This window comes from Mesobacillus sp. AQ2, from assembly GCF_030122805.1.
Lineage (GTDB): Bacteria > Bacillota > Bacilli > Bacillales > Cytobacillaceae > Mesobacillus > Mesobacillus oceanisediminis_A.
The window spans coordinates 55,458-74,324 of the sequence record NZ_CP126080.1 but is presented as its reverse complement, the minus strand read 5'-3'; the positions used below and the strand labels follow the sequence as shown (position 1 = coordinate 74,324).

18 protein-coding genes are annotated in these 18,867 nt (G+C 45.2%); all 18 read right to left on the bottom strand.

Translation table 11 applies throughout. The annotated features are described in order from the left end of the window. Nucleotides 1-19: 19 nt before the first annotated feature. The 18 genes from yabQ to veg all read right to left on the bottom strand — a co-directional run bounded on the left by yabQ (nt 20) and on the right by veg (nt 18,693). Entirely contained in the window at nt 20-655 is a 636-nt protein-coding gene (gene yabQ / locus QNH36_RS00360; RefSeq protein WP_144481417.1) for a spore cortex biosynthesis protein YabQ, read from the bottom strand. Then, nucleotides 652-954 carry a sporulation protein YabP gene (gene yabP / locus QNH36_RS00355; protein ID WP_079504197.1) on the bottom strand — a complete coding sequence of 101 codons (303 nt, stop codon included), beginning with the start codon at nt 952-954 and terminating at the stop codon, nt 652-654. The genes yabQ and yabP overlap by 4 nt, the downstream gene beginning before the upstream one ends. An 87-nt stretch (nt 955-1,041) precedes the next feature. Continuing rightward, nucleotides 1,042-1,314: an RNA-binding S4 domain-containing protein gene (locus QNH36_RS00350; protein ID WP_283904449.1), complete on the bottom strand. Its 273-nt coding sequence runs from the start codon at nt 1,312-1,314 to the stop codon at nt 1,042-1,044. Between the two features lie 39 nt (nt 1,315-1,353). Beyond that, nucleotides 1,354-2,817 carry a bifunctional methyltransferase/pyrophosphohydrolase YabN gene (gene yabN, locus QNH36_RS00345; RefSeq protein WP_283904448.1) on the bottom strand — a complete coding sequence of 488 codons (1,464 nt, stop codon included), beginning with the start codon at nt 2,815-2,817 and terminating at the stop codon, nt 1,354-1,356. 30 nt (nt 2,818-2,847) lie between these two features. After that, complete coding sequence (locus tag QNH36_RS00340) at nt 2,848-4,452, bottom strand: putative polysaccharide biosynthesis protein (protein WP_283904447.1); 1,605 nt, start codon at nt 4,450-4,452, stop codon at nt 2,848-2,850. A 181-nt stretch (nt 4,453-4,633) separates the two neighbouring features. Continuing rightward, nucleotides 4,634-5,170, bottom strand: coding sequence for a stage V sporulation protein T (gene spoVT, locus QNH36_RS00335; RefSeq protein ID WP_144481350.1), 537 nt, complete (start codon nt 5,168-5,170; stop codon nt 4,634-4,636). Nucleotides 5,171-5,435: 265 nt separating this feature from the next. Next, the gene (gene mfd / locus QNH36_RS00330) at nt 5,436-8,972 is read right to left on the bottom strand and encodes a transcription-repair coupling factor (RefSeq protein WP_283904446.1); all 3,537 of its coding nucleotides are present in this window, start codon (nt 8,970-8,972) and stop codon (nt 5,436-5,438) included. Nucleotides 8,973-9,155: 183 nt separating this feature from the next. Further along, nucleotides 9,156-9,386 (bottom strand): anti-sigma-F factor Fin, encoded by a 231-nt coding sequence (gene fin, locus QNH36_RS00325; protein WP_144481348.1) that lies wholly within the window; start codon nt 9,384-9,386, stop codon nt 9,156-9,158. A gap of 148 nt (nt 9,387-9,534) precedes the next feature. Then, entirely contained in the window at nt 9,535-10,095 is a 561-nt protein-coding gene (gene pth, locus QNH36_RS00320; protein ID WP_251544904.1) for an aminoacyl-tRNA hydrolase, read from the bottom strand. Nucleotides 10,096-10,231: 136 nt separating this feature from the next. Then, nucleotides 10,232-10,864: a 50S ribosomal protein L25/general stress protein Ctc gene (locus QNH36_RS00315; protein ID WP_144481346.1), complete on the bottom strand. Its 633-nt coding sequence runs from the start codon at nt 10,862-10,864 to the stop codon at nt 10,232-10,234. Nucleotides 10,865-11,761: 897 nt separating this feature from the next. Further along, entirely contained in the window at nt 11,762-12,718 is a 957-nt protein-coding gene (locus QNH36_RS00310) for a ribose-phosphate diphosphokinase (protein WP_144481345.1), read from the bottom strand. 18 nt (nt 12,719-12,736) lie between these two features. Next, nucleotides 12,737-14,110, bottom strand: coding sequence for a bifunctional UDP-N-acetylglucosamine diphosphorylase/glucosamine-1-phosphate N-acetyltransferase GlmU (gene glmU, locus QNH36_RS00305; RefSeq protein WP_283904445.1), 1,374 nt, complete (start codon nt 14,108-14,110; stop codon nt 12,737-12,739). A 229-nt stretch (nt 14,111-14,339) separates the two neighbouring features. Beyond that, a complete protein-coding gene (gene spoVG / locus QNH36_RS00300) occupies nt 14,340-14,630 on the bottom strand; it encodes a septation regulator SpoVG (protein WP_023613316.1) in 291 nt (96 codons plus the stop codon). A 769-nt stretch (nt 14,631-15,399) separates the two neighbouring features. Continuing rightward, on the bottom strand, nt 15,400-15,774 hold the full coding sequence (locus QNH36_RS00295) for a RidA family protein (protein ID WP_079504186.1): 375 nt from the start codon (nt 15,772-15,774) through the stop codon (nt 15,400-15,402). Between the two features lie 33 nt (nt 15,775-15,807). Further along, nucleotides 15,808-16,632 carry a pur operon repressor gene (gene purR / locus QNH36_RS00290; protein ID WP_144481342.1) on the bottom strand — a complete coding sequence of 275 codons (825 nt, stop codon included), beginning with the start codon at nt 16,630-16,632 and terminating at the stop codon, nt 15,808-15,810. Nucleotides 16,633-16,687: 55 nt separating this feature from the next. Next, nucleotides 16,688-17,557 carry a 4-(cytidine 5'-diphospho)-2-C-methyl-D-erythritol kinase gene (gene ispE / locus QNH36_RS00285; RefSeq protein ID WP_144481341.1) on the bottom strand — a complete coding sequence of 290 codons (870 nt, stop codon included), beginning with the start codon at nt 17,555-17,557 and terminating at the stop codon, nt 16,688-16,690. A 537-nt stretch (nt 17,558-18,094) separates the two neighbouring features. Next, nucleotides 18,095-18,274, bottom strand: a complete 180-nt coding sequence (locus QNH36_RS00280; protein ID WP_144481339.1) for a small, acid-soluble spore protein, alpha/beta type — start codon at nt 18,272-18,274, stop codon at nt 18,095-18,097. Nucleotides 18,275-18,429: 155 nt separating this feature from the next. Then, nucleotides 18,430-18,693 carry a biofilm formation stimulator Veg gene (veg, locus tag QNH36_RS00275; RefSeq protein ID WP_023613322.1) on the bottom strand — a complete coding sequence of 88 codons (264 nt, stop codon included), beginning with the start codon at nt 18,691-18,693 and terminating at the stop codon, nt 18,430-18,432. Between the last annotated feature and the right edge of the window lie 174 nt (nt 18,694-18,867).

Here is an 18,867-nt window from a genome sequence, read left to right as displayed (position 1 = left end):
AGGCCGTGTTTAAAACTGCCTATTTTTTTAAGTTCTTTATCCATTTTATCGGCTTAGTAGAATAATTCTTTACTATAATTAGAAATCCTGCCAATTTATTATATAACTTCTCGACGCTTTTTTTAACTGTTTTCGGCAAAAGTTTCCAAAAAAGTAGGAAAATCATCTTAACTGGCTTCCAAATGATGTTTTTCAGCAGCCACAATAAAACGGAAAGAAGCCATTTTAACAGAACATAAAGGCCTCTCCCCGTAATGAGCACGAGTGATAGAGCAGTGGCGGCCAGCATTTGCAGCGGCCTGACTATGAGCAGCCTGACAGCCTTCACGAAGAACAAATAGATATTGATGGTGATAGAAATCGCGCGCTCGAGCACCTTTAGGTACGTTTTCTTGAATAGGCTTTGATAGGCAGCAAAGCCGCATAATAATGCCAGGAAAATATAAAAACGCAATTCTCCCATATTTACTGAAAATAACACATAAAAAATCGACAAACCCTGGAATACCCAGAACAGGATGTCATTGATGAAGACAATCCAGGATTTCCGCTTCGACCTTTTCAGGAACCGGTTATGCGTATCAAGTGAAGCTCCGAATAGGCTGCCCATCCCAATCATGGCGAGCATCGTCAAAAATTGGGTCGACAGTGTCATCGGAATAACTTGCTAAAGAACCCTTTAGCTTTCTCCCCATGCTGGTCATCTAGATAGACCAGATCGAAGATTTTCCCCTTGATCGAGACGACACCCTTGTCGACATCCAGATTCTTCATTTGCAGATTCTGGCCTTTGATCGCCAGGAACCCCATGACCGTTTCCAGCAGGAACTCTTCGTTATCAAAACTTTCAACCTGCTTTACTCCTGTGATTTCCAATGTCCGTCTGCCTCTCATCACTAAATCGTGATCCGGCAAGTTGCTCTTTGTCTGATTCGTTTCATAATATTGGCTCATCTTAACCCCTCACAATCATAATGCACTTTTGTACATGTTTATGATTGGATAAGGCAGAATAGAACAAGCCTTCCAACGAAGCCAGGTTTACTCTTCGTCGTCCCCCGGGATTCGCTCTTCCCCAAGGATTGTATACATTTCAGCCGCGTCTTCCTTACGGGAATTCTCCTGGATCCGCTCAATTTTGACGGAAACCACTTTCTGTCCAAAACGGATCGCCAGTTCATCGCCCGCTTTTACATTGGTGCTCGCTTTTGCCGGAACACCGTTGATGGAAATCCTTCCCTGGTCCGATACTTCCTTTGCCAATGTTCTTCTTTTGATCAATCTTGACACCTTTAAAAATTTATCCAGCCTCATCACAGTTAAACCCCTTTTTAAAAATTGGTTTGATTTACCTTACAATCCTTTTTTCTTAGCTTCGTCCCAATAAGCGTCCAGCTCATCCAGGGAATGGTCCTCGAGCTTCCGGCCCTTTTCAGCTGCCTTCTCTTCGATGAAAGCAAAACGCCGTATGAATTTCTGGTTTGTTTTGTATAACGCTTCTTCCGGATTAATATCGTAATGCCTTGCAAAGTTTACGAGTGCAAACAGCATGTCTCCGTATTCAAGCTGAATGTCATCAAACCGGCCGTTCCCGCTTATTTCAGCTGACAGCTCCTCTATTTCTTCCTTAACTTTATCCAGGATAGGGGCAACTGTCTTCCAGTCAAAGCCGACTTTTGCTGCTTCTTTTTGCAGTTCATAAGCCTTCAGCAGGTTTGGCAGCCCTTTGCCGGCTCCCTCTAGCAATGATTTTACGGCGCCGCCTTTTTCCTGCTCCTTGATTTCCTGCCAGTTGCGCATGACATCCTCTTCATTTTCTGCAGTCTTGTCGCCAAAAACATGTGGATGCCTGCGAACCATCTTTGATGATAACCCTTCGATGACATCGTCAATGGAGAAATATCCTTCATCCTCGCCAATCTGGGCATGAAGCATGACCTGCAGCAGCACATCTCCCAATTCCTCTATCATATGGTCAATATCGTCATTGTCGATGGCTTCGAGCAGCTCGTATGATTCTTCAATTAAGTATTTCTTCAAGGACTGATGGGTTTGTTTTTTATCCCAAGGGCAGCCGTTTGGACCCCTCAGTTCTGATATAATTCCACGCAGCTTCCGGAAATCCTTGTATAAAATCTGTTCCTCTTCAACCGGAGGAACATATACCGATGTCAGATTGCTCAATTCCATCTCCCGGTCAAGTTCATATAATGGAACCTTTTTAATTACTTCCCCACTGCTTCCTGCTGCCGTGACGATGTATACCTCGTAGTCATCCGGCAATTTTTCCATCAACGTCAGCTTCACTTCAGAGGCTACAAACACATCATACACCTGGCCGATGATTGTATGGCTTTTCAGCAGGAGGTCTTCTTTTAACAGAGCAGTGCCGTCAAGCAGCTGGAATCCATCGATTGGATCAATCGCCAGCGACTGGAACATCGCATCAAGGAAGCTTTGGCCGCCTCCGATCTCAATTTCCGTTTCACGTTCCGGACCTCGTTCAAGCAATAGCTGCACGGTCCGCTCCGCAATCAAAGGATGTCCGGGAACAGCATAAGTTACAGGTTCCTTGTCTGCTTCTGCCAGCAAAAACTCAGTGATTTCCTCATATACATCCGCAAACTGGTCATGCTTCTCATAGACTGTGTCGAACGATTGAAACTGCATGCCCTCTTTCTCGAGCTCAGCAACCACCGGATGCTCCTTTGTCCGTAAAAACAGGTTCTTCTCCTGCTGCAATTTTCTATATACACCAAGCGGCAGCTGGTCGAGGTCGCCAGCGCCCAGCCCGATGATGACAATCTTTTTCGTCATTTCCTGCTTCCTCCTTCTTAAAATTAAGCATTACCTGGAGAACAGCTGAACAATCCGGCTTCCGAATGGCAGGGTCGCCAGCTCATCTTCAGTCAAAGCCCTCGTTTTAATCAGCACTAAAAAATAAACAAGTGCCCCAACAGCCACTGAGCTTAATGCCTGGAAAATAGCTCCGAGTCTGTCAGGTTCAATATATCCATAACCGAAATCTGTTATAAACAGGAAGAATCGCAAAATAACAGCCATAACAGCCGAGGATAGCAGGATTTTCCCGATAAATACGAGTGATAAAACAGGCCCGCCAAGTTCGCGCCGCAATTTTGCAATCAGGACCATCATGACAGCCAGCATGGCTAGCAGGGTGGCACAGGCAGCTCCCATCGTCCCAAAATTCGGGATCAGGATAAGATTCAATATATATTTCATGCCGAATCCGGCAATAACGACTGCTGCCGGGAACAGCGAGTGATCAAGACCCTGAAGGATGCTCATGATCGTCAAGATGACAGAGGCAAATAAAATCATCAGGCTTAGGACTGCCAGGACATTTGATCCAGCGGCATTCTTAAACAGCATGATATTCACCGGGACCATGATGCTGGATAATCCCACCGCAGCTGCTGCGCCAAAAACCAGGCTTGTCTGAAGCGCCAGCCTGACTTTCGCGAGGATTCCCTCATGACGATCACTTGATTTGTCCCCGGAAATAGCTGGTACAAGACTCAATGACATCGATGTAGCAACAACAGCACCCAGCTGGATGAGCGGCTGTCCACGGTCAAAAATCCCTTTTGCCGACTTTGCTTCGTCTGCCGTCAGCCCTGTATCCAGCAAGGAATAATACATATTCAATGAGTCCGCAAGCTGGAACAGGATCAACAGCATGCCACTGACGCTGATCGCAAGGCCCTGGACAACAAGAGCTTTTACGGCCCAGGCTGTGTCATGGAACAGGTCTTTGGACTGAAAATGCTTGAATGGGTCTCCGCCTCTATTTTTCCAGAAATAAAAGCCAAGCAGCAGCACAGAGATCAGGCCCCCAGTTACTGATCCGAATACAGCGCCGGCTCCCGTTACATAAAGTGAGAAACCTTGGCGTACAAAGAATGCTGATAAAATCAGGATGGTCGCAACACGGATGAATTGTTCCGAAACCTGGGAAATCGCTGTCGGAACCATATTTCCCTTCCCCTGAAAGTAACCTCGGAACACAGAGATGAACGGGAAGAGCAAAAATGGGATCGATACGACTTTGAATAGTGGAGTTAATTCAGGGTCTCCGATTTTACCGGAAATCCATGACGCACCAAAAAAGAAGAAGAGGAAAAGCAGCACCCCGATCAAGCTGAGAAACACAAGCGAGATGGCCAACAGCCTGTCCGCTCTGCCATGATGACCAGCAGCCTGCTCCTCCGTGTATAATTTAGAAATGATCACAGGAAATCCATATGTAGATAAAACCATGACAATGCCAAAAAAGGGATATACCTGCTGATAAATATAAAAGCCAATGTCTCCGACAATGTTCTGGAACGGGACACGGTATACAGCGCTTAATATTTTTGTAACCAGGGCTGCCAGTGTAAGGACCATGGCTCCCTTCATCAATTCGTTTGAATCTGCAACGGGCTTCATCGCCCATCTCCTTCCAATTTCAGTTTCAAACGTATTATATCATAGCATGAACATGACGGCTCCAAGCCACGAAGCCATTTTATCAATTGTAAAATAGCCGTAATAAATCAGGGCATGAAAAAAGGCAGCTTTGTCAGCTGCCCCATTCAGGTATGATAGAAAATACGGTTAAAACTCTCGATTATTGCTCCATCTGTCTTGCAAGGAAGCCTGCAGCAGTTTCCACTGCTTTTTGTTCAACATCTCCTAGTGACCCTTCTTTAGAGAAGATGATTACGGCCCCAATTGGGTCTCCGTTAGCGATGATCGGCCCGATTGTATAAGAAGAAATAGACTCTTCATTACCGTCAACAAGCGCGAAGTTAGATTGCTGGTTCACAAGCGAGGAAGTACGGTCTTCCATTGTCTTCTCGACTAGTTCACCGATGTTTTTATTCAGGTAGTCCTTCTTGGAACCGCCCGCCACTGCGATATAAGTATCTCGATCGCAGATCAGAACCGGGTTGCCAAGGCTGTCATACAGCGCTTCTGCATACTCCTTCGCAAAATCGCTCAGCTCGCTGATTGGTGAATACTTCTTAAGGATTACCTCACCATCACGGTCCACGAAAATCTCAAGTGGATCTCCTTCACGAATACGAAGGGTTCTCCTAATTTCTTTAGGAATAACGACACGACCTAAATCATCGATTCGACGAACAATACCAGTTGCTTTCATCCAACGTTGCCTCACTTTCATCTGATGATTATTTTTTTGGTAGCGATAATGGCTTTATTCATCATCTTTACCAAGATTTGAACTTAGTATCTTTCATATGGAAAGTTCTATACACTTCTCATCATTATTTTCTTTGAAGTGATAAAGGTGCCAAAAACGGATAAACCTTCCAGTCAACTTTTGCGTACACACAAAAATTACCCTTGTCTATCTTTTTTGAAACACCTTCTTGTTTTACATTTGTATTACAAAATATTTCCACATATCAGGATACTGTATTTTCCTGTTCCTTTTGGGAGTCGTGCAGTCCCTTAACCATCTCGAAAGTAATGTCGAACCAACGATTGTCCTTCAATGCTTTTGTATGGACAACCATCTTTAGCTTGTTGCCTTCCATGCCAAGCCCGACAGCATTCCTGTACTTGCTGCTCAGCTTGAATACCTTCTGTCCGTCAATCCGGGTGCTTCCATCCTCTGATAACAGGATCGTCACATCCTGCTTCGCCTGTTTGATTGATTCCACTCCTGCGGTAATGGCATATACCTTAAGCTCTGCCACCTTGAATAAGGTTCCAACCTCCTGCGGATAATCCCCAAAGCGGTCGGTGATCTCTTCTTTCAATTCATCGATATCCTTCAATGTCTCGATACCGCGGAATCGCTTATACATTTCGATTTTTTGATGGCCATCGGAAATATAGCTGTCCGGGATATAGGCATCAAGCTCCAGGTCGATTTCAATTGAAGGCTTGCGAATCTGTTCTTTTTCAGGCTTGCGTTCTTCGATGGCTTCCTTGAGCATTTGTGAATATAGATCAAAACCGACTGAATCAATGAAGCCATGCTGCTGGGCACCAAGCAGATTTCCGGCACCGCGGATCGACAGGTCACGCATCGCGATTTTAAACCCGGAGCCGAGTTCAGTGAACTCCTTGATGGCCTGCAGGCGCTTTTCCGCCACTTCAGTAAGAATTTTGTCCTTCCTGTAGGTGAAATAGGCATAGGCCACCCTGTTGGAGCGTCCAACCCTTCCACGCAGCTGGTATAGCTGGGAAAGTCCCATTTTATCGGCATCATAAACAATCAAGGTGTTCACATTCGGGATATCCACACCTGTTTCGATGATCGTCGTACTGACAAGGACATCGTATTCACCTTCAAGGAAACCAAGCATCACCGATTCAAGTTCATTTTCAGTCATCCGGCCGTGGGCAAACGTAACGCGTGCATCCGGGACGAGCATGGAAATCTCTTCTGCTTTCCGTTCAATGTCCTCGACACGGTTATATAGGAAGTATACTTGTCCGTCCCTCGCCAGTTCCCGTTCAATCGCTTCACGGACGAGTCCCCCGTTATATTCCATGACATATGTCTGGACAGGGAAACGGTTTTCCGGCGGTGTTTCGATGACGGACAGGTCCCTGACTCCAAGCATCGACATATGCAGCGTTCTCGGGATCGGCGTCGCTGTCAATGTTAGGACATCGACATTCGTCTTCAGTTGCTTGATCTTTTCTTTATGGGTGACCCCAAACCGCTGTTCTTCATCGATGATCAGCAAGCCCAAGTCACGATAAGTGATTTCCTTTGATAAAAGCCTGTGGGTACCGACGACAATATCGACGCTTCCCGCTTTCAAGCCCTTGATTGTCTCCGTTTGCTGCTTGCGTGTGCGGAACCTGCTCATCAGGCCAATATTGATCGGGAAGTCCTGGAACCTTTCACGAAGTGTTTCATAATGCTGTTGTGCCAGGATGGTCGTTGGCACGAGGAATGCGACCTGCTTCCCGTCTGCAATTGCTTTGAATGCTGCCCTGATGGCCACCTCTGTTTTCCCATAGCCAACATCTCCGCACAGCAGGCGGTCCATCGGTCTTTCACGCTCCATATCCCGCTTGATTTCATGGATGGAACGGATTTGGTCCTCTGTTTCCTGATAGGGGAAGGACGATTCAAAATCGCGCTGCATTTCGCCATCCGGTGAATAAGCATGGCCGACACTCGCCTCACGCTCTGCGTATAGCTTGATCAGATCATCGGCAATATCCTGGACAGAGGATTGCACCTTGCTCTTGACACGCTTCCAGTCGCTTCCGCCCAACTTGTAGACCTTTGGCTCTTTCCCTTCAGAGCCCACATACTTCTGGACAAGGTCAATCTGCTCTACAGGGACATACAGCTTATCCGTCCCTTGATAGCGGATGTGAAGATAATCCTTATGGACACCATTGATGACAAGCGTTTCAATGCCAAGGTATTTCCCGATTCCATGATTGACATGGACGACATAGTCGCCGATTTTCAGTTCTGAATAGCTTTTGATCCGCTCTGCATTCGAAAGCTTCTGCCGTCTTGCCGGCTTCTTTGTTTTCTTGTTGAAAAGCTCCTCTTCCGTGATCACGGCAATCTTTTGGATCGGGAATTCGAAGCCGGTATTCAGGCTTCCCTGGATGATCTGCACCTTCCCTGGCAGCAATTCCTGCTTGCTGCCCACCTTTACCGCATCAATCTCATAGTCTTCGAGGACACGCTCGAGCTTCTTCACCCTTTCGGCATCCGGACCGACAAAAATGACTGCATAATTCCCTTTGCGCCAACGGTCGACTTCGCCTTTCAGCACATTCATCTGCCCATGGAAGTTCTGCATCGGTTTGCAGGAGATATTGATGATATTCTGCGGACTCGTGTTTGGCACATGCCGTAAAAATAACGATAAATAGACAATTGGCTTTTGGGTTTTACTCATCAAGTCAGGAAGATGGTGAGAAATTTTCAAATCATGGATGATCTGCCCTTCGCCCAGGAGGCTTGTATACCATTCCGCTTCTTCCTTGCTGAGCGACTCGTTCATCTCCTGCACCCTGCTGATTTCATCAATAAACAGAAAACCATTCGACGGCAAGTAATCTATTAAACTTTGAGGCTTTTCGTATGCAATCGATAAGTATTTGAACACTTGATCCGGTTTTTGCCCGTTGCGGAGCTGTTCCAGTTCATAGCCGATATTCTGTGACATCAGCGTCTTCGCTTTGTCATCCTTGAGCTTTTTAAGGCTTTTCGCCAGGCCTTCCTTGATGCCTGAAACCATCCGGTCCAGCTGTTCATGCTCTATCGGGTTTTCCGTCGCAGGCCCGATCGCCACGGCTTTCATTTTTTCCTTTGACCGCTGATCCTCAAGCGAGAACGTCCGGATTGAATCTACCTCCGTGTCAAACAGTTCGATCCTGATCGGATCCGAAGAAGTAAGCGGGTAGATATCAATGATTCCGCCGCGGACACTGAATTCCCCAGGGGCGGACACCATTTCCGCCCGTACATAGCCCATGCTGACGAAGCGGTTCAATATGGATTCCAGTTCAATTTCTTCGCCAACCTTAAATGACATCTGGAATTTTGACCAAAGCTCCTTCGGTGGCAGTAGTTTTCTCAAACCCGCCATTGGGACAATCACAATCCCCGTTTTCTTTTTGCTCCAATGATTCAAGGCTTCGATCCGCTGCGCCTTAAGCTCAGGACTGGATATGCTGATTTCAGCAGCAATCAGTTCATTGGCGGGATAAAGATAGACGTCATTTTCCCCTACTAAATTCACCATGTCATCATATAGCTTTTGAGCTTGCAATAAATTATGTGTCACAATCAGGACGGGACGCTTCGTCTGTTCGTAAATCGCCGCTAAAAAAACCGTCCTTGCCGAACCGGACAGGCCTGCAACGAGCTGTTCCCTGAGACCCGCATCCATTCCGGAAATGACAGATTGGACATCATCCTGATGACTAAAAAGAGCTTTCAGCCCCTGCATCCAAACCTCTCCCTCTCTTTTTAAAAATCCTAATCTTTTAACTTGGCTTTATTAAACATGGCTGTTGATATTCATTCCGGGTCTAACGGTTTAAGAGAAACCGGCTGATCAGAGCCTATGATCACTTCAAGATAGTGAATATTGTAAACAGAAAAATGCTTTGGATGTGGAATCCAAAGCTTGTCAGTGAATCAGGTAGTCATGCTGGTGGAAGTCCGGGTTGCGTTCCAGGGCTTCCTGACAATCTTCACAAATCGATTTTATATGAATGTCGCCATCACCTGAGTAAGAAACCATTTCCTGGCGTTCTTCCTCTGTCAGCTTGTGCAACCCTAAGCTTTCACTGTGGACAGACAACCTGTCCAATGAGCCAATATTCGTGCCGCAATGACGGCAATGATAATGTATAGCCATGCCCGTCCCTCCCAATTTAAGTCATTATTCATTATTGACCCGTTGTGAGGAACTTATGCACTTAGCCTATTGTATGATTCTATTTTAACATTATATTACTTAATCAGAAGATTGAAATGATTTCGTGTACTCTCTTCCCTGATGTATTTTACTGATTAAACGTATTCATGACTTCCAGGAACGGCTTCTTGATCCATGCTTCACAAGCATCTGCGGATTTCACCACAGCTTCATTCATCTGGTCCTTCTCCTCTGCGGTAAAACGGCCAAGCACCCAATCCGTGATCGCCATTCCATTCGTCGGACGGCTTATGCCCACCCTGATCCTTTTGAATTCCTGTGTGCCTGTATGGGCGATAGTGGATTTTATTCCATTATGGCCCCCTGCACTGCCCTTTTGACGCAAACGAATCCTGCCTGTAGGCATATCCAGGTCATCGTAAATCACGACTAAATCTTCCACATCTATATCATAAAAATCCATAACCGCCCTGATTGATTCACCAGACAGATTCATATAGGTTAACGGCTTCAAAAGAATGACCTTTTCTCCGCCCACAAATCCCTTTCCATAAAGCCCTTTATGTTTTGCCTGATCCAACGGGATATTCCACCGTTTGGATAATTCATCAATGACCTCAAAGCCGATATTATGCCTAGTCTGGTCATATTGTCTTCCTGGATTCCCAAGCCCCACGAATAATTTCAACTTTCCACACCCCTAACCAAAAACTTAAGGTTTTAGGCTTCCCCTCGATGCAGGGGCTGCCAGAAAAACCATCCTTTTCTAATGTACATGAAAACCGCAAAAGACGTAACCCTTTCAGGCTACGTCCATTGCATCTTTATTCTCCGCTTGCTTCCGTTTCTCTTCCTTCTTCATTTTCAGGGTCTCCTGGTTCTTGTTCTTCACCGGAGTTGATTTCTTCTTCCACCTTAGGAGGAAGGATTGAAACGATTACCGTGCTTTCATCATCATTTAATTCATAGTTTCCTGTTTTAACATCAGCCAGAGTCAAATTCTCTCCGACCTGAAGGTTCGTGACATCCACATCGATCGAATCCGGAATATTTCCCGGTGTCGCTGTGATATTCACCTCATGGAGCGGCTGCTGAAGGACGCCTCCATCCTTCACACCCGCTGCCTCGCCGACCAGGTTCACCCTGACGCTCGTATGCACCTTAGAACTCTTGTCCACCGCAAGAAAATCCGCATGCAAAATTTCATTTTTAACATGGTCCTGATGGTAATCAGTAAGCATGACGTCCTGCTGTTTGCCATTGACATCAAGCGATATAACACCATTTCTGCCATTTTCACGAATCGTTTTAATAAATTCGATACTGTCAATATAAATCGACTGATTTTCTGTATTCCTTCCGTATACGACAGCCGGGATTTTCCCCTCTTGACGTAATTTCCTCAAGGCAGAACGTTGAGCATTTGTGCGTTCATTTGCTTTCAATAATGCACCCATGATTTTGTCCCCTTCCTATTTCGTTAGTACTTGTCTATATAAAAAATGCCCCAAAACAGGAAGGTCTAAACGTTTTACTTTTTTAAAACGCTTTTATTAACATGGCCCTTTCGCTCTGCACAGTAAATTGCTTCAGGTTCTTGAGAGGTTTGATCCTTTATCTTTAAAACCTGTCACAATAACGAGGGTTTCTTGACAGCTTTGACCCTTTGTCCTTAAAACCTGTCACAATAACGAGGGTTTCTTGACAGCCTTGACCCTTTATCCTTAAAACCTGTCACAATAACGAAGGTTTCTTGACAGCTTTGACCCTTTATCCTTAAAACCTGTCACAATAACGAGGGTTTCTTGACAGCTTTGACCCTTTGTCCTTAAAACCTGTCACAATAACGAGGGTTTCTTGACAGCTTTGGACCTTTATCCTTAAAACCTGTCACAATAACGAGGGTTTTTTGACAGCTTTGGACCTTTATCCTTAAAACCTGTCACAATAACGAGGGTTTCTTGACAGCCTTGACCCTTTATCCTTAAAACCTGTCACAATAACGAGGTTTTTTTGACAGCTTTGGACCCTTATCCTTAAAACCTGTCACAATAACGAGGGTTTCTTGACAGCTTTGACCCTTTATCCTTAAAACCTGTCACAATAACGAGGGTTTCTTGACAGCCTTGACCCTTTATCCTTAAAACCTGTCACAATAACGAGGGTTTTTTGACAGCTTTGGACCTTTATCCTTAAAACCTGTCACAATAACGTGCTTATCTTGGCAGCTTCATCTTCTCCTGCGGAAAGGCATGAAAAAGCGGAAGCGCATTGGTTAGCCCAGTTCGTTTGTAAAAGCAATCAGAAACAAGAGTAGGCTTGCCGATTGGCAAACCTGTAATCCCTTTATAAAATCAATCAAACAATGTGCTGACGGATTGCTCTTCGTGGACGCGGATAATCGCTTCCCCAATCAGTGGAGCAACAGACAGCTGATCGATCTTTCCAATGCGCTTTTCTTCCGGAAGCGCAATTGTATTTGTCACTACCAGTTCTTTAATCTTAGAGTTTTCGATACGCTCAATCGCCGGACCTGACAATACAGGGTGCGTACAGCAAGCGTACACTTCTAGTGCTCCATTCTCAACGAGGGCATTTGCCGCTAATGTAATGGTGCCGGCTGTATCAATGATATCATCAATCAGGATCGCAATCTTGCCTTCGATGTTACCAACGATATTCATAACTTCAGCAACATTCGGCTTTGGACGGCGCTTATCGATGATCGCAATCGGCGCTTTCAGCCTTTCAGCCATCTTTCTTGCACGAGTAACTCCGCCATGGTCAGGAGAAACAATGACGACGTCGCCATTCAATTCCTTGCTTTTGAAGTGTTCAGAAAGAATTGGCACACCCATCAGGTGATCGATTGGAATATCGAAGAAGCCCTGAATTTGCGGAGCGTGAAGATCAAGCGTGATTACGCGGGTAGCACCGGCAGTCTCAAGCAGGTTCGCTACAAGCTTAGCTGTGATTGGTTCACGGGCACGGGCTTTGCGGTCCTGACGTGCATATCCATAATAAGGCATAACAATATTGATTGTTTTAGCTGATGCACGCTTCAATGCATCAATCATGATCAGCAATTCCATGATGTTCTCATTTACTGGAGAGCTGGTAGACTGGATGACATATACATCACAGCCACGGATACTTTCTTCGATATTGATCTGGATTTCTCCATCGCTGAACTGGGATACAGAACATTTTCCGAGCTCGACTCCGATGACTTGCGCGATTTCCTGGGCTAGTTCTACGTTTGAGTTAAGTGAAAAAACCTTCAAATTTGGATCAAGATACTGGTTTGACATTGGGGACCTCCAAGACTCTTATTTCTTTACGTTCATTTTCCCTACATAATCTTCTTTGTTGACTTGGCGGGCACGTGCTACCGCAAGTGCTTCACCTGGGACATCTTCAGTGATCGTCGAACCGGCCGCAACATATGCGCCTTTGCCGATTTTCACTGGTGCAACAAGATTTGAATTACAGCCAATGAATACGCCATCCTCAATCTTGGTCAGGAATTTATTTTTGCCATCATAATTCACTGTGATCGATCCGCAGCCGATATTCACATCAGCGCCAACTTCTGCATCACCGATATAGCTCAGGTGGGAAGCCTTGCTTCCTTTGCCGAATACCGCTTTTTTAATTTCGACGAAATTGCCGATCTTCACTTCATCATGGATATCAGAAGCAGGCCTGATATGTGCAAAAGGCCCAATATTGACTTCAGAGCCAATCTTGCTGTCAAAGGCCGCTGATTGACGGATAACTGTATTGTTTCCAATCTCACAGCTGCTAATTTCAGTATTTGGTCCAATCTGGCATTCAGATCCGATGACTGTGCTGCCGGAAAGTGTCGTTCCCGGGAAAATGACTGTGTCCTGTCCGATTGATACATCAGGTCCAATATAGCTATTATCAGGATCGATAATCGAAACACCATTGCGCATATGGAACTCATTGATTCGCTTTTTCATCGTGCGCTCTGCCTCGGCAAGTGCAACACGGTCATTTACGCCAAGCGTTTCAGCGAAATTATCCGTAACGTATGCTGATACAGTTTCACCCTGGTTTTTCAGGATTTCGATGACATCAGGAAGATAGTATTCCCCCTGAACATTATCATTTGATACATTCTGGATCGCTTCGAATAGCATTTTGTTATCGAAGCAGTACGTACCTGTGTTAATTTCATTGATGGTTCTTTCCTGCTCATTCGCATCCTTGTGCTCGACAATTTTTTCGACAAAGCCTTCTGCATTCCGGACGATACGGCCGTAGCCAGTTGGGTCTTCCGCTCTTGCAGTCAGGATGGTCGCTTTGGCGCTTGTCTCTTCATGGTGCTTGAAAAGAGCTTCCATTGTTTCTCCCTTAATCAGCGGAGTATCACCGCAGACAACAATGGTGACCCCTTCCCTATCTGCAAGCATTTCACTCGCTTGCTGTACAGCATGGGCTGTTCCCAGCTGTTCCGCCTGCAAGGCATACTGGCTATCCTCGCCAAGCTGCTCTTTCACCTTTTCGGCGCCATGACCGACAATGGTCACGATTTCGTTTATATCAAGACTTTTCACCTGGTCAATTACATGCTGTACCATTGGCTTGCCGCATACAGGGTGAAGCACCTTATACAACTTGGACTTCATTCTTGTTCCCTGACCGGCTGCTAAAATGATTGCATAACGATTAGACATTAGCAGGCCTCCAATTTACCTTTTTATCCATTACGAATATATCTTAAATAGCCGGCCATTTCAAGAATAGAAGAACAAGTACAATTATTTGTCAGTTTAGGGGGGAAGGTATTTTTCCAAATAGATGGATAAATTTTTATGAGAATAGGTTTAGCTTGCGGATAAACCGGGGAAATAAAAAAGAGCCTAACTTATGCAGCAGGCTCTTGATGTTATGCACTTTTATGTTCTAGGAAGCGCCAGCTTCTTCGAATTCAACTTCCAATTCACCCAAACGGTGGTACTCTGCCAAAACAGCGTCCTGAATCTTTCCGCGTGTACCCGAGTTGATCGGATGCGCGATATCACGGAACTCGCCATCAGGAGTGCGCTTACTTGGCATTGCAACAAATAGGCCGTTGTTTCCATCAATCACCCTGATATCATGGACAACAAACTCGTTGTCAAGCGTGATGGAAGCGATCGCTCTCATCCGTCCATCTGTATTAACGCGGCGTAATCTTACGTCAGTTACTTCCATTCTGTTCACCACCTTTACAAATAGATAAAATTCTAGTTAAATAATTCCACGTTGAAATCAAAACTCCTTCTTTTACAAGAAAATTTTTTTGAAAAAATAGGTCAATTTTGTGAACTTTTTCATAGGGAAAGCCTTTACAATTCCCCAAACCCTTATAAAATAGGCCTTTTCAGCTATTGACGAATCTACAATTTTTTCTAAAAAACTACTTGTTATTTTCTTTTTGAGTTTCTTAATAGAAAACGTTTTTGTATTATAAATGTTAAATTATCCGATTCTATTTGTTGAGGGTTAGAGTTGAACTTTAATTGTTCAGGGTCTCTCTCTTTTTCAGGCGGAGAAATCTCTTGGCTGCGACCGTAACTCGAGGTCTCTCTCTTTTTCGGGCGGAGAAATCTCTTGGCTGCGACCGTAACTCGGGGTCTCTCTCTTTTTCGGGCGGAGAAATCTCTTGGCTGCGACCGTAACTCGGGGTCTCTCTCTTTTTCGGGCGGAGAAATCTCTTGGTTGCGACCGTAACTCGGGGTCTCTCTCTTTTTCGGGCGGAGAAATCTCTTGGCTGCGACCGTAACTCGGGGTCTCTCTCTTTTTCGGGCGGAGAAATCTCTTGGCTGCGACCGTAACTCGAGGTCTCTCTCTTTTTCGGGCGGAGAAATCTCTTGGCTGCGACCGTAACTCGGGGTCCCTCTCTTTTTCGGGCAGAGAATCTTTTCTAAGTTACCGAAACTCGGGTTCTCTCGTTACTTAGTGAACATAAAAAAAACGCCCGTTATTTAACGAGCGCTACTACTTCGATTTCCACCAGAGCGTCTTTTGGCAATCTTGCCACTTCGACTGTGGAGCGTGCCGGTTTATGTTCATTGAAATACTCAGCATAGACTTCATTCAATTGAGCGAATTCATCCATATTCTTGATGAACACAGTTGCCTTTACGACTGTTTCAAGCGATGCTCCTGCAGCTTCCAGCACAGCTTTTAGGTTTTTGAAGACCTGATGTGTCTGGGCCTGGATGTCACCTTCGACCATTACCCCCTCAGGAGTCAATGGAATCTGGCCTGAGCTGTAGAAAAGATTGTTCACCACTACTCCCTGAGAGTAGGGTCCGATTGCTGCTGGTGCATTGGAAGTTTGTACAATATTCATATTGTCACCCCATTATTTTTTTCGTCTGAACAACTATTCTTTACGGGCAAAGTAATTTCCTTCACTAACGGTAATTTTTCTTTCTTTAACATCAACGTCGGAAAGACGGACGAGTGAAAGATATTCATCAACAAGTCGCTCTTCGATGTTTTCCGATTCCACCAATACTGCGATTCCCGCCAATTTTGCATTAAACTCCTCCAGCAGGTTGATCATGCCGTTGACTGTTCCGCCTGCTTTCATGAAGTCATCCACAATTAAAACCTTGGAACCCTCTGCAAGGCTCCTCTTCGATAACACCATTGTCTGGATCCTTTTAGATGAACCGGAGACATAATTGATACTGACCGTAGACCCTTCTGTCACCTTGCTGTCCCTTCTGACAATCACAACCGGGACATTAAGATGGCTTGCGACTGCATAAGCAATCGGGATTCCCTTCGTCGCCACAGTCATAACCACTTCAATGTCTTTTTCGGCATAAGCGGATGCCAGCAGGCGTCCAACCTCCTGGACGATCGCAGGGTTGCCAAGGATGTCATTCATGAAGAGATAACCACCAGGAAGCAGTCTATCAGGAGTAGCCATGATCTTGCATAGTTCATCAATGACTGCCCTTGCCTTTTCATCACTTACATGGACGTGGAATTTCACTCCTCCGGCGGCTCCCGGCACAGTCTGGAGAACTCCAATTCCTCTTTGTTCAAATGTTTCTTTGATGATTCCGAGATCTTCGCTGATCGATGACTTAGCTGAACCATACTTCTCCGCAAAATAGGTTAACGGCACCAATTGACGGGGATGTTCCAGTAAATAGGTCGTCATATCGATCAAACGCTCGCTGCGTCGAAATTTCATTCCAGAACCTCCAAAATCCGAATATTTAAGGTTAATATAACACCATTATACGGATTTAATCAAGGGTATGGCGTTCACCCAGCATCCTTACCGCAAATACTTGATCGCAAAAACCGCGTAGTCCGTTATAAATGCGATGCATGCGCGAATCGTGGGCCACCAGGCTAAAAACGGTGGGGCCGCTTCCGCTCATCAACACGGCATCTGCACCGAAACGCTTCATCTGATCCTTTATTTGGGCGACCTCAGGATATAGGGATAGCGTCACATCCTCAAGTACATTGCCGACACTATTGCAGACCCCTTTAAAATCACCCTCTTCAATCGCAGAGATCATTTCTTTAGTAGGCGGGTGCTGAATTTTTTCTACATTAAGGCGGCGATATACTTCTGCTGTTGATACACCAATAAAAGGCTTCGCCAAAACGACCCAGCATGTTGGCGGCGCAGGCAGCTCTTCAATGATTTCCCCTCGCCCTGTGGCAAGCGCTGTTCCTCCGTACACACAGAAAGAAACATCCGAACCAATTTCTGCGCCAAGCACCGCCAGCTCGTCCAATGACAAACCAAGATTCCACAGCTTGTTCAATCCCCTTAATGTCGCCGCTGCATCACTGCTGCCGCCAGCAAGACCAGCTGCTACCGGGATGGTTTTTTCAATCCCGATCATTACACCTTTTTTCACCTGGAACCTCTCTTTTAACAGTATGGCCGCCTGGTAAGCAAGGTTCCGTTGGTCATCCGGAACAAATCGATTATGAGAATGGATCATGATCCTGTCTTCTTCTAATAAACTAAGTTCAATGCGGTCAGCCAGATCAATCGTCGTCATCACCATTTCTACCTCATGGTAACCGTCCGGACGTTTATGCAAAACATCAAGTGATAAATTGATCTTTGCTGGCGCCTTCACTAAAATCTTCACTACTTCCACCTACTTTTACACGAATTCCACATTTTGTCCTATTTTACCACAAAAAGAATAGAAAAGCGCAAGCGCCTTGGTCAACTCCGACAAGCGCTGGAGGGCCTGGCAGTGAAGTCGCTCTTTGACTTCATTGCCAGGACCGAAATCGAAAAGTATAGCCGACTGCCCAGAAACGCAGAAACTGGAGACTCCGACAAAGAAGCGCTCTTTGCTTCTGCCGGCGGAGTTGAAGTTTCGGAGTTTCTAGGAGGCAACACTAGACAAGCGACTCGAGGAGTTAGGCGCTGGAGCTGGACAATGATCGAATTTAAACAATACACTCTGAAAGTAAAATAAGTAAGACTCCTCTATAGAAACATTCCTCTATTTTATCATTTGCTCATTGGCGAATACAGTCATTTCACAAAGAATTAGGATTCCAGGAATCTAACGCAAAAAAGCCGGAGCAATAGCCCCGGCACCGTGATGGTCTGAATTATATTGGTCACTGTCAGGAACAGTTTTACGGCAGTTTACAAAGAATGTCGTTCACAATCAGCGGTTCTGGTTCGCAAGCTGCTGTTCAGCAAGCTCAATCGCCCGCTTTACCATGTTGCCCGCGTCCCTGGCCCTGATTCCGCCCCATCCTTCATTTTGGACGACATCATAAAAGCCGAGCTCTTTCGCAAGCTCTTCCTTCAGCCTGTCAGACATAATTCCTCTTCTTCTGCCCAATACTACCATCTCCTTTTCACCATCACAGTATTTTTAGTATTCTGGGTAAAGGAGATTTTCATGTGCACCTTATTTATCCTTTGCCTCTTAAAAATGGGCAAAATAAAAAGCAGCTAACCCGAGAGTTCACTGCCTGTACTGCATTTGAGCATAGATTAGCTCAAAGCAATTGATCCTGTTGTATCTTCAAAGAAGGTAATTTCAACCGTTTCAGTTAATACATCTGCGTAGCTGTACGAAACACGTTCAAAAGCATTTTCATCCTGGTCAAGCTCAATGACGAAAACTGAAGGATAAGTTTCCGCTAATACGCCTGAACGTTCGATCGTCTTTCTGCGTCCGCCGTTGGCCTTTAGCATAAGTCTTTTTCCCAAGTTTGAATCAAGTGCTTTTTTGATATCCGATAATGTTTTTGGCATTCGGTCCACCTCACTACATAAAAGTATAACACGCTTACACACTTTAGTCAAACAAAAACATAAATTATAACAGTACTTAAATTTAAAAGTCAATATATTTTCGTCTTCTTTTTCTTCTAAATTTCTACATTTTTAGGGTGGCCGGTATTGCGGAAAATTATGTATGAAGAAATA

Bases quoted from the DNA above. Each gene is read 5' to 3' on its own strand.
- veg (WP_023613322.1), bottom strand. From the start codon at position 18,693: ATGCCAAAAACATTATCGGATATCAAAAAAGCACTTGATTCAAACTTG.
- QNH36_RS00295 (WP_079504186.1), bottom strand. From the start codon at position 15,774: ATGAATATTGTACAAACTTCCAATGCACCAGCAGCAATCGGACCCTAC.
- QNH36_RS00350 (WP_283904449.1), bottom strand. From the start codon at position 1,314: ATGAGGCTGGATAAATTTTTAAAGGTGTCAAGATTGATCAAAAGAAGA.
- spoVG (WP_023613316.1), bottom strand. From the start codon at position 14,630: ATGGAAGTAACTGACGTAAGATTACGCCGCGTTAATACAGATGGACGG.
- QNH36_RS00310 (WP_144481345.1), bottom strand. From the start codon at position 12,718: ATGTCAAACCAGTATCTTGATCCAAATTTGAAGGTTTTTTCACTTAAC.
- yabQ (WP_144481417.1), bottom strand. From the start codon at position 655: ATGACACTGTCGACCCAATTTTTGACGATGCTCGCCATGATTGGGATG.
- mfd (WP_283904446.1), bottom strand. From the start codon at position 8,972: ATGCAGGGGCTGAAAGCTCTTTTTAGTCATCAGGATGATGTCCAATCT.
- yabN (WP_283904448.1), bottom strand. From the start codon at position 2,817: ATGACGAAAAAGATTGTCATCATCGGGCTGGGCGCTGGCGACCTCGAC.
- glmU (WP_283904445.1), bottom strand. From the start codon at position 14,110: ATGTCTAATCGTTATGCAATCATTTTAGCAGCCGGTCAGGGAACAAGA.
- purR (WP_144481342.1), bottom strand. From the start codon at position 16,632: ATGAAATTTCGACGCAGCGAGCGTTTGATCGATATGACGACCTATTTA.
- QNH36_RS00315 (WP_144481346.1), bottom strand. From the start codon at position 10,864: ATGGGTGCATTATTGAAAGCAAATGAACGCACAAATGCTCAACGTTCT.
- fin (WP_144481348.1), bottom strand. From the start codon at position 9,386: ATGGCTATACATTATCATTGCCGTCATTGCGGCACGAATATTGGCTCA.
- yabP (WP_079504197.1), bottom strand. From the start codon at position 954: ATGAGCCAATATTATGAAACGAATCAGACAAAGAGCAACTTGCCGGAT.
- QNH36_RS00340 (WP_283904447.1), bottom strand. From the start codon at position 4,452: ATGAAGCCCGTTGCAGATTCAAACGAATTGATGAAGGGAGCCATGGTC.
- spoVT (WP_144481350.1), bottom strand. From the start codon at position 5,170: ATGAAAGCAACTGGTATTGTTCGTCGAATCGATGATTTAGGTCGTGTC.